The 10,364-nt window shown below is 38.3% G+C and carries 10 protein-coding genes and 1 pseudogene; 9 read left to right on the forward strand and 2 right to left on the reverse strand.

The window, feature by feature from the left end:
* Positions 1 to 12: 12 nt before the first annotated feature.
* From PI85_RS16865 to arcC, 4 genes are read left to right on the forward strand one after another with little or no spacing between them, the layout of a single operon-like run.
* Positions 13 to 1,767, forward strand: a complete 1,755-nt coding sequence (locus PI85_RS16865; protein WP_036125897.1) for an acyl-CoA synthetase FdrA — start codon at positions 13 to 15, stop codon at positions 1,765 to 1,767.
* Entirely contained in the window at positions 1,767 to 3,032 is a 1,266-nt protein-coding gene (locus PI85_RS16870) for a DUF1116 domain-containing protein (protein WP_036125899.1), read from the forward strand. Before PI85_RS16865 ends, PI85_RS16870 begins: the two co-directional genes overlap by 1 nt.
* Positions 3,029 to 3,799 (forward strand): DUF2877 domain-containing protein, encoded by a 771-nt coding sequence (locus tag PI85_RS16875; RefSeq protein WP_036125901.1) that lies wholly within the window; start codon positions 3,029 to 3,031, stop codon positions 3,797 to 3,799. Before PI85_RS16870 ends, PI85_RS16875 begins: the two co-directional genes overlap by 4 nt.
* 5 nt (positions 3,800 to 3,804) lie before the next feature.
* On the forward strand, positions 3,805 to 4,737 hold the full coding sequence (gene arcC / locus PI85_RS16880; RefSeq protein WP_036125903.1) for a carbamate kinase: 933 nt from the start codon (positions 3,805 to 3,807) through the stop codon (positions 4,735 to 4,737).
* Between the two features lie 612 nt (positions 4,738 to 5,349).
* Here the strand turns inward: arcC and PI85_RS23985 are convergent.
* Positions 5,350 to 5,496: a YrzI family small protein gene (locus PI85_RS23985; protein WP_080709106.1), complete on the reverse strand. Its 147-nt coding sequence runs from the start codon at positions 5,494 to 5,496 to the stop codon at positions 5,350 to 5,352.
* Between the two features lie 490 nt (positions 5,497 to 5,986).
* Here PI85_RS23985 and PI85_RS25245 point away from each other — a divergent pair.
* The 3 genes and pseudogenes from PI85_RS25245 to PI85_RS16895 all read left to right on the forward strand — a co-directional run.
* Positions 5,987 to 6,201, forward strand: a pseudogene (locus tag PI85_RS25245) (hypothetical protein); the annotation flags it as partial.
* 274 nt (positions 6,202 to 6,475) lie between these two features.
* Positions 6,476 to 6,709 carry a hypothetical protein gene (locus tag PI85_RS16890; protein WP_036125907.1) on the forward strand — a complete coding sequence of 78 codons (234 nt, stop codon included), beginning with the start codon at positions 6,476 to 6,478 and terminating at the stop codon, positions 6,707 to 6,709.
* Between the two features lie 97 nt (positions 6,710 to 6,806).
* Complete coding sequence (locus tag PI85_RS16895) at positions 6,807 to 7,091, forward strand: hypothetical protein (RefSeq protein ID WP_036125910.1); 285 nt, start codon at positions 6,807 to 6,809, stop codon at positions 7,089 to 7,091.
* A 199-nt stretch (positions 7,092 to 7,290) separates the two neighbouring features.
* On the opposite strand, the gene PI85_RS16900 is transcribed toward PI85_RS16895, so the two are convergent.
* Positions 7,291 to 8,313, reverse strand: a complete 1,023-nt coding sequence (locus PI85_RS16900; RefSeq protein ID WP_036125912.1) for an MBL fold metallo-hydrolase — start codon at positions 8,311 to 8,313, stop codon at positions 7,291 to 7,293.
* A gap of 166 nt (positions 8,314 to 8,479) precedes the next feature.
* Between PI85_RS16900 and PI85_RS16905 the strand changes: the two genes are divergently transcribed.
* Both PI85_RS16905 and PI85_RS16910 read left to right on the forward strand, forming a co-directional pair.
* A complete protein-coding gene (locus PI85_RS16905; RefSeq protein WP_036125914.1) occupies positions 8,480 to 9,490 on the forward strand; it encodes a fumarylacetoacetate hydrolase family protein in 1,011 nt (336 codons plus the stop codon).
* 94 nt (positions 9,491 to 9,584) lie between these two features.
* A complete protein-coding gene (locus PI85_RS16910) occupies positions 9,585 to 10,160 on the forward strand; it encodes a TetR/AcrR family transcriptional regulator (RefSeq protein WP_036125915.1) in 576 nt (191 codons plus the stop codon).
* Positions 10,161 to 10,364 lie beyond the last annotated feature (204 nt).

Consider the following 10,364-nt stretch of genomic DNA (forward strand, 5'->3'; position numbering starts at 1 on the left):
TGGAGGATCATCATGTTATACACAATTATAAAAGAAAACACTTATAAAGACTCCATCGTGTTAATGCTTTTATCCAACAAGTTGTCTGCAATTGATGGTGTAAACAAAGTATCGATCATGATGGGAACACCAGCGAACAAGGACATTTTTAAATCTTCAGGCTTAGGCACGGATGAATTAGAAAAAGCGAAGCCAAATGATATCGTCATCGTTGTAGATACAGATCAAGAAGGAAAAGTAGACGAAGTGAAAGAAGAAGTTGAGATCGCTTTAAAAGGTGATTCAGATTCACAAAATACGTCTAAAGGTCAAGAAGCTCATAACTGGAAACGTGCAATGGAGCTTGCGAACAATCCTAATTTAGCGTTAATTTCAATTCCTGGTCAATATGCTGCAATGGAAGCGGAAAACGCATTGAACGAAGGTTTACATGTGTTCATGTTTAGTGACAATGTTTCGAAAGAAGACGAAGTGAAACTGAAACAAAAAGCGCATGAAAAAGGTTTATTAGTGATGGGTCCAGACTGTGGTACGGCACTTATTCACGGTGTCCCTCTTGCTTTTACCAATAACGTAAACGAAGGTGATATCGGTATTGTAGGGGCATCAGGTACAGGGATCCAAGAAGTCACAACAATTATTGACCGTTATGGTAAAGGTGTGACAAACGCGCTTGGTACAGGTGGACGTGATTTATCGACGGAAGTTGGTGCGATTACGATGTTAGATAGCATCAAAGCATTAAACCAAGATCCGAAAGTAAAAGTCATTACAGTGATCTCTAAACCACCTGCAGAGGAAGTACAGCGCAAAGTATTAAATTTATTAAGAAATATTGATAAGCCCGTTGTTACGCTATTTTTAGGTGACAAACCTTCCTACCAAGAAGAGAATATCTATCATGCTTATACACTTGAAGAAGCAGCAGTTGTAGCTGTCCAATTATCAAATGGGGACAAACCGAATTTTGAACCGACAACAGCTGATGTAAACGTTGTATTAAAAGAATCACAAGTTGGTATTAAAGGTTATTATTCGGGCGGTACTTTGGCATCTGAGGCGGCTATGCTAGTGAGAGATGCTTTTAAAGATACAATGACTGAAGAGAAAAGTGAAAGCTATGTTTTAAAAACAAACACTCATGAAATCATTGATTTAGGTGATGATGTTTATACAAAAGGTAAACCACACCCAATGATTGATCCTGAAAAACGTATCGAAATGCTTGAAAAATCTATGAACGACCCTGAAACCGCAGTCATTATGATTGATAACGTGATCGGTAACGGTGGTCATGAAGATATGGCTAGTGAACTAGCACCGACAATCAAACGTATTTTGGATAGTGCACGTCAAGAAGGTCGTCAACTTGCAGTGCTTGCAACGGTTGTAGGTACAGCACAAGACATTCAAGGGTACGATAAACAAATTGCCATTTTAAAAGAGAGTGGTGCAATTATTTGTAAGACAAACGACCAAATGGTGCGCACAGCTATCCAACTTGTAGGCGGTAAAGTGGAACAACCAATTACTCATGTACAAAAATTCGACTACACAGAAGAAAGCTTAGTAGTGGATGAGAAAATTATGTCCTTCATCAATATGAAACCAAGCGTTATCAATATTGGGCTAAAAAGCTTTACGGAAGCTGTTCAAAACAGTGGCTCAGAGTGTGTTCAATTTAACTGGCGCCCAATTGCTGGTGGCGATGAGAAGTTAATGAAAGTACTTCAATTCTTAAACTATTATGAAGGAGGTACAATCTAATGGGATACAAAACAATAAATGAAGCGAATGAAGCCGTTATCCAGAAGATCATAGCAGCTGCACCGTTTTTAACGGATGTGGTACCTGCTAAATCTGTGATTCCTGAATTAGAAGAGTACGTGTTATTACATGCTGGACCGCCAATTAAATATGAAAACATGACGGATCCTATGCAAGGCTCTTGTGTTGGCGCAATCCTTTTTGAAGGATGGGCAGAAAACGAAAAGAATGCACGAGAATTACTTGAAAACAATCAGATCAAATTCATTCCATGTCACCATGTAAATGCAGTTGGACCAATGGGTGGTATTACTTCACCTAACATGCCAGTCCTTGTTGTTATTAACAAGGAGAGTGGTAACGAAGCGTATTGTCAAATGAACGAAGGGATTGGTGCAGTATTACGCTTTGGCGCTTATAATGAGCAAGTCATCAATCGTTTACACTGGATGAAAGATGTATTAGGTCCAGTATTAAGTAAAGCTCTAAAAACACTTGATGGAGGCTTGAACGTCAACGTCTTAATTGCAAAAGCTATTGCAATGGGTGATGAATTCCACCAGCGTAATATTGCAGCTTCACTTGCATTTTTAAAAGAACTATCTCCAATCATTGCTTCATTAGATGACGTTGAAAAAGATCAACGTACTGAAGTAATCCAATTCTTAGCTGACACAGACCAATTTTTCTTAAATATTGCTATGGCGACTGGCAAAGCGATGATGGATGCTGCACGTACAATCGAACACGGTACAGTTGTTACCGCAATGTGCCGAAACGGTGAAAACTTTGGTATCCGTATTGCCGGTATGGGAGACGAATGGTTTACTGGTCCTGTGAATACCCCGCAAGGATTATATTTTACTGGTTACTCAGCAGAAGATGCAAACACAGATATCGGTGATTCAGCGATTACAGAAACAATCGGTGTCGGAGGTATGGCGATGATTGCAGCACCTGCAGTAACACGCTTTGTTGGTTCGGGTGGATTTAATGATGCACTTGAAACAAGTAATCAAATGACAGAAATCTGTATTAGCGAAAACCCGAACTTTGTCATCCCTACTTGGGATTTCAAAGGAGCATGTTTAGGTATCGATGCACGGAAAGTTGTTGAAACAGGGATCACACCAGTTATCAACACTGGTATTGCCCATAAAATTGCGGGGTACGGACAAATTGGTGCCGGTACAGTACATCCGCCAATCGAATGTTTTGAGAAAGCTATCACAGCATATGCTGAAAAGCTAGGATTTAAAGGATGATTTTACAAGCAAGTGCGGTTGGTTCAATCGCACTTCAATTATTGAATGATGAAAAAACCTTTACCGTGCACAGTATGTTTGAAAAAGGTTTAAATATGGTTGATCAAGATGGCGAATTGATATTTGTTGGTACAGATGAAAATGGGACATTTCCGTTCGGAATCTTACTTGATCCTCAAACGCGACAAACTGTAAAGACCAATATTAAGGTAGGCGATACATTAATGTTTCGCAATAATCGTCTTTTTCATAATCGCTTCCAAATGGTGTTTAATGTAAAAATAATACCGTTAGATATGGATTTCGAACATGCAAATATAAATAAATTGAAAGAAAATTTTCAATACATTTCCTTTACATCATATGAATCATCAGATTTTGAACGAGCCCGTGTATTATCCTTGATTAATCGATTACAAGATCCAACTAAAAATCTTGACGAGACATTCCGTTATTTTATTGGGCGTGGACATGGTTTAACACCAACAGGTGATGATATCCTAGTCGGCATATTGTACGGTCATTTTATTAAAAATTTTATCGAACAAAAGCATCTAGAAACACTAAAAGCACTTATCAAGGAACCTTTAACAACCATTGTCAGTAAGCGTTTCTTAACCTGTGCTATAGACGGTGTATTTAGTTCGAAGATTACAGCATTGCAACATGATCCATCCTTAGAAAGCATGAACAGGCTTATAGAAGTAGGATCATCTTCTGGGATGGATACGTTATATGGCATTTACTTGTCATTAACTAAGGAGTGAAAGAAATGGGGAAAAGTGTAGTTATTGCTTTAGGTGGTAATGCCATTTTACAGCCGAAACAAGAAGCAACATATGATAATCAATTCAAAAATGTAGTGTCGGCAACAGGCCATATGGTAGAAATTCGAGAAGCAGGTCATAATATCGTCATTACACATGGTAATGGTCCGCAAGTAGGGAATATCATTGCCCAAAATGAAGCTGCAAAAAATGTAGTCGAACCACTACCAATTTATGTTTGTAACGCAGAATCACAAGGTTTCATAGGTTATATGATGGAAACAGCTTTAAAAAACCATATGAAAGAACGTGGCATTGCTACAAATGTGGTTACATTGCTAACGATGGTTGAAGTGGACAGGGATGATCAAGCTTTTAAAAATCCGACTAAACCAATCGGTGTATTTTTCTCGGAAGAAGAAGCACATCGTTTAGAAGAACAAGGCTTTGTGATGGCAGAAGATGCAGGGCGGGGATATAGACGCGTTGTCCCTTCACCAGAACCAAAAGTGATTCACGGAATAGATGAAATTAAACGTTTAATTGATGAAACGATTGTTATTTCTTCTGGTGGTGGTGGTATACCTGTATATCGTGAAGACAGTGGTCAATTACATGGTATTGAAGCAGTCATTGACAAAGATCGGTCAGGATTAAAGCTAGCACAACAAGTGAATGCTGAAGTTTTCATGATGCTAACAGATGTACCAAATGTCTATATTAATTTCGGTAAAGATAATGAGCAAAAGCTAAGCCACATTACCGTAGCTGAAGCTGAACAGTATGTTGCAGAAGGACAATTTCCGGCAGGTAGTATGTTACCAAAAATGCAAGCAGCTATAGAATTTGCAAAATTAGGGAAAGAGTCAATCATTTGTTCAATCGATCAAGCAGTAGCTGCATTAGATGGAAAAGCAGGTACACGAATAACAAAATAAGTTTAAAGTATGGTTCACGGACCATCATCCATTAAGTTTGCAAAGTCATGACGTGAGTAATCACGGACTATAGGCGTTGCAAGCTTTTTGACTTCCTTACTATTTTTTACAAAATTTTCATTAAGCAAACGGGCATCACTGAACACTCTTATCCAAAGTGTTAGCAACAAACCTATTGAAGGAAGTTTAACAATTAATCCAATAAAACCATAGCAGAATTCAGGTCGATCCATTTGACGACGGTAGCAGCAGCGACTTTCGGATAAATCTTTTAATAGCATAGCAATTACTATGTGGAAAATTTGTTTATTACAAATGAAATAGTAATAAACAACATGGAGCCAATAGGGCAGAATAATGGAATTAAGTTAAAACTACAACAAGTTCTATTTGTAACATATCGCTTAAAAAGTGCAAATTACCTCATGAAGCAACCCGTCCTAGATTAGAACGGGTTAGTTTCACGGAAATTATAAAATTAAATAGCTATATTGTCTCTTTATATTACTTCATCTGGTGGTTGTGTCTTTCTCCAGCCATAAAACTGCATGACGTCTTTTAATCATATAAATCATTTCAAATCCCACCTTTCATGTTTTTTAATGAAGAAAATTAATATTGACGAATACGAATATAATTTTCTACTTTTCTTCGGTTCTCTTCAAAGATTTTTTTCGCATTTTCATTATGATTTGCTTTCTCAAGAGAGTTCTCGCGTTTTGTAATAGTTATCGTGAGAGCAAAAAAGTTTAATATCATTTATGATCACCTCCTTAAATTACCATGAAAAATAAAAAAACCGTAGAGAGACTCCCCCTACGGTGAAAAAAGGCACAAAAATACCGCAGGGGCACACTTCTCCCTGCGGTATGGGTATGCTAAATTACAAAAAACTTAAGCGATCCATTCCGAACTGGTCGAATGTGTGATTTTCATTTTTTTCTTTAGTTGTGGCTAATAATGACATCAATTTAACGATACGGATCATTTCATTCGACCTCCTTAAGAATTTTATGTTTACTTTGTAAGTATAGCTACATTTAGGTTGTTTGTAAACATCTTTTACTAAGATTCCCTGATTATTGAAGCGAGAGCCGTTTTTGATGTGACGGGTATAAGGGGAAATCCAAACCAAGCAAATTCTACTGGAGATTACTCCAAATTGAAAAAGCATTAGCAATTCACATTGAATAGGGTATCCCATACATTAATAAGAAGGCTAAGTGATATGTATAGTCGGAGCTATAAGTATGGGCGCGCACCAACATTTTTAATGGCAACGGGCTACGAACTAGTTCATTTAATAACCGCTTATTGATCAGATGATGAAGAAGCGGCAAAACTTATGGAATTAGAGTTACCCTGAACAGTATATGCAGTATAAATCTTGCCAATCAAACAAATTCATTACATAATCGAATGATTCCTATAATTTATCGTAAAAATAATGCTCATTATCGTTAATGTAGATCTGTCCAATATTTATTAAATTTATTCATAAAGTGGGAACAACTCAAATGGTTGTGACTATATCTTGACAAAGGTTAAAAAATTGCTGAGGAGTATTTTTCCTTAAGATCCATTTTGATATGCAGGAACAAAACGGGCCAGATTGCAGTAGAAGTATCTACAATAAATTATAATATATTGTAAATTTTAAATATTTTGTAATAATTGAGGAATCGAACCAATTATAAAAATTTGGTTTTTTTAAAGCTTAAAGGGATAAGGAGGATGTTTGTTTGAGCAAAAAAAGTTATTTATTTCATTTGATTTTAGGCTTGATTACTGGATTTTTTTCTTACCGACATTGTTAGAATGGGGAGGGATTCCTTTCACGCTTGCAGATGTAATAGAGCTTATATTTGGTGAACCTAACCAAACAAGTCGTACAGTAGTCCTTATTCTTTTGGTGATACTTTTGTTCTTTATAATACGAAGCTTTTATAAACAATATAAAAAATTAATGTAAATATTTTAGCAAATACAATAAAAACGGAATACTAGGTAAGTGTCTTTATTAGTGTTATTGAACGCTACATTCACTAGGAGGGAGAGGAGATATTATTATGGAAGTATACTGGGTTAACGGACAATATCAAGAAGATGAACGGATTTTTGACTCTCAGTTTGAAGTTTATGAATGGACAGATACATTATATCAAGATTTCTCCAACGGCTTTTTGAGAAAAGAAACTATCGGTTATGCAACTCCTGATGTAAAGGTAATTGATTGTTTAACGGAACTAATACCACAATGGGCGGGATACACAAATGTAAATGTTACAATGCATCGAGATAAGATTCAGGTAGACGGTAAAGATATGTATAGAATTTGGACATCTAGTAGATAAAGTTATTCAACAATCAGGCGCAATTGTTGAATAACTTAGATATTGCTTAATAAGACTCTCTTTTGTTGAACTTATTTTCAGAAGTGAGTCTTTTAATTTATCATGGAATATGGATTTATGAGATTTTCTAATCAAACTTTCTACTAAAGCCACAAATTATTCTGATGGATATTCATGCGTCTTTAGGAGGATGCATACGCTATACTTGCCACACGCTCATAGGATCCCATGGCTTGATTTGATCGCCATATTTCTCGGATAAAAAAGCTTTCATGTCTTCCAGTTTTGTAGGAACCTCATTCCAATTTGGAAGAGATGGCAAGCCACGTTTACTTTTTAAGAGAATATCCACCGTAACATACAAACGTTCTGGCTGAATCCAATGAAGGAAGCGAGAAATATCGATTTCCTTAGTCAGGGACAGGGAATCAATCTCGTCATTGTAATGTTTGTTGAACTCGCTTATCAAGTTCAAGAGGTAGTCTCTCTGTTCCTTCACGAAATCTAGGCCGCATATGGCACCATGTCCTGGAACAACGATTTCAGGTTTAATGTCATCAATAATGCGATCAAGTACTTTTATCCAGTTGAGAGTTCCTTCTTCACTGTATGCCGTACAACCGTTAAACACGACATCGCCAGCAAACAGCACCTTTTCTTTTGGCATCCACAACAGCAAGTCACTGTCAGAGTGGGCCGGAGCTACATTGTAAATCATAACCTCCGTATCGCCAAGCCGTATGTTGATATCGTCCTTTATCTCGATATTCGGGTGCACCCATTCTACGCCCTCCAGGTCAAATCCTTCAAATTCCGCTGCAAAAAACTGCTCTCCCTGAGTCGATTCCGGAGAATTCTTCCCTCTTTTGATGACGCTATCCATCCACTCGATATTCTCAGTAAGACGTTCCCTGGCCGCTTCCTTGTGCATAATAATACAGGCTTCTTCAAACACTTTGTTCCCCCAGGTATGGTCGCTGTTATAGTGCGAGTTCACTACATAGGCGGGAGAGCCGCCATTGCTTACTTCCTTAAAAGCATCTCGCATTTCTTGCGCATGGAACAGATCAAAGAACGTGTCATACACCAAGCCTTCACCTTTGTTGATAAACCCAGCATTGGCCCAACTAATGCCACGATACGGCGAAATACCAGCAAAGACGCCATCTGCGACTTCAAAAAATTTAACCCGGGGTTTTTGGATAATACTTCTATACTGCATAACAATTCTCCTTTGCATATATGTTTTTTTGAGTTAGTCACACTGACTACATCTTTATTATAGAGAATGGAAAATAAAAAGCAAGCGAGCACTTGCGTGCATTTACTCAATGTAATATGCTAATAACTGAACAACATCACACTACATGGATGGAGGCGCTACAAACATGAAACTGGTAACCTATCACACTGAAACTTCGAAGGAATGTTTTTTTGGGCTTGTCATTAACGAGGAATTTGTCGTGTCTTTTGCCGCAATCATGAAAAAGCAGGGGACATTCGTTGACAGTCTACAAAGTATGGACAGCTATCTACAACATTTGCCGGCAAGCCATACTGCCGCTAAGGAGCTGATGCAATACGCTGTTAGACAGCTGCATCAATTCAATGAAAATGAAATCTGTCCAATTACAGCAGTAAAATTGCTGCCACCTATTTTGAAACCGGCTGCACTTATTGATTTCGGGCTGACGCCAAGACATCTGAAAAATGCTGGCGTAAATCTGCTGCAAAGAGAATACACAGGAGCGGAAAGAGAAGAGTTTATACAAAAAATTGCGGAAAAATTCCAGCAAGAACCGAATAAAGTAACCTTCAGTTATTACAAATGCAACCATAATGCATTGATTGGCGATGGGGCTACAATTCATTGGCCTTCGTATTCTTCTTATCTGGATATCGAACCGGAGCTGGCCTTTGTTACAGGGAAGGGGAACTGTATTGCTGGTTATGTAATTTTTAACGACAGTACTGCTCGCAATGTGCAGTGGCCAGATTTTCAGGCGTTGACCGGACCAACGCGGTGCAAAGATTTTGATAACAGCAAAGGAATAGGACCATTTCTGGTTACACCGGATGAAATCGATAACCCGCTGGCACTGGATGTGGATGTACGAATCGGAGAGAGACTGCACTGGAAGGGAAGCACATCCGAGTATTCCGCGCACCCTGCGAAGGTGATGGAGGAGGTTCTCAAAGTTTTCACGCCGCTCCCGGGCACGATTATAGGAATGGGGACGATACCGGATTGCTGCGCAATCGAGACCGAGCAATGGCTGTTGCCCTCTGACCGAATCCGGATTACGTTCGATAATTTAGGAACGCTCACGCAATTGGTGCCTGATAATGTCAAGATTACGGAAGCTAGTCGCTGGGAAAGAAGAAGTGATTTACCTTAAATAAACGTTTAGGAAGATGATGAACCCCCGAACCTATTGTGTATGAATAACTTGTTGTATAATAAGGTTTAACATATGCAAAAGGAGTAATACAATGCATACTTCAGACAGAATTATCGAAGCCGCGACACGGCTCATAAAAAAGAATGGCTATCGGGGAGTAAGCACTAAAGCCATTGCAGCGGAAGCTACAGTCAATGAATCTACAATTTTCCGTCATTTTGGAAGCAAGCAAGGCATACTAGAAGCCATCATTGAAAGACATTCGGATATCCCGCAATTTGAGAAACTGCTAATGGAGGAAGCAACCGATAATCCGGAAGTTGATCTGCTGAATGTAAGCCAGCAGTACCGCTTGTTTTTCCATAAAAATACGGATATTATTTTGATTGGCATCCGCGAAAAAGGAATATTTCCTGAATTAGACAGAGTGCTGGCCGAGCCGCCGGTGAAGCTGCACTCTTTGCTTGTTGAATATTTTGAACGACTGCAGAAGAAAAAAATCATACCGAATCAGGATTCGCGTCTTGCCGCCATGTCTTTTCTCTCGATGTGCTACGGCTTTCAGATGAGCGAGCTGATTCACCAGCAATATCAGTCTCAATTCGTCACCGAGGAAGAATTCTACAAGTACATTGTCTCATCGTTCGTTAAAGCAATGTTGACTTAGTCATAAAAGCCTGTAGCAGTTTATACGAATCTCTTATGGATAGGCTTCAATTAATGAAATAAAAGAAGGTATATTTCAATTAAGGGAGTAACCTATTTTACGAAAATGGTTATGAGTGAAGAGTTTATGAGGTGTTCACTTAAACTACCGTGGCATATAGCTACATCAGCTATAAAATGAAAAGAATAAAAGAAGTGAAAAAGC

The sequence above is a fragment of the Lysinibacillus sp. A1 genome (assembly GCF_000801965.1).
Classification (GTDB): domain Bacteria; phylum Bacillota; class Bacilli; order Bacillales_A; family Planococcaceae; genus Lysinibacillus; species Lysinibacillus fusiformis.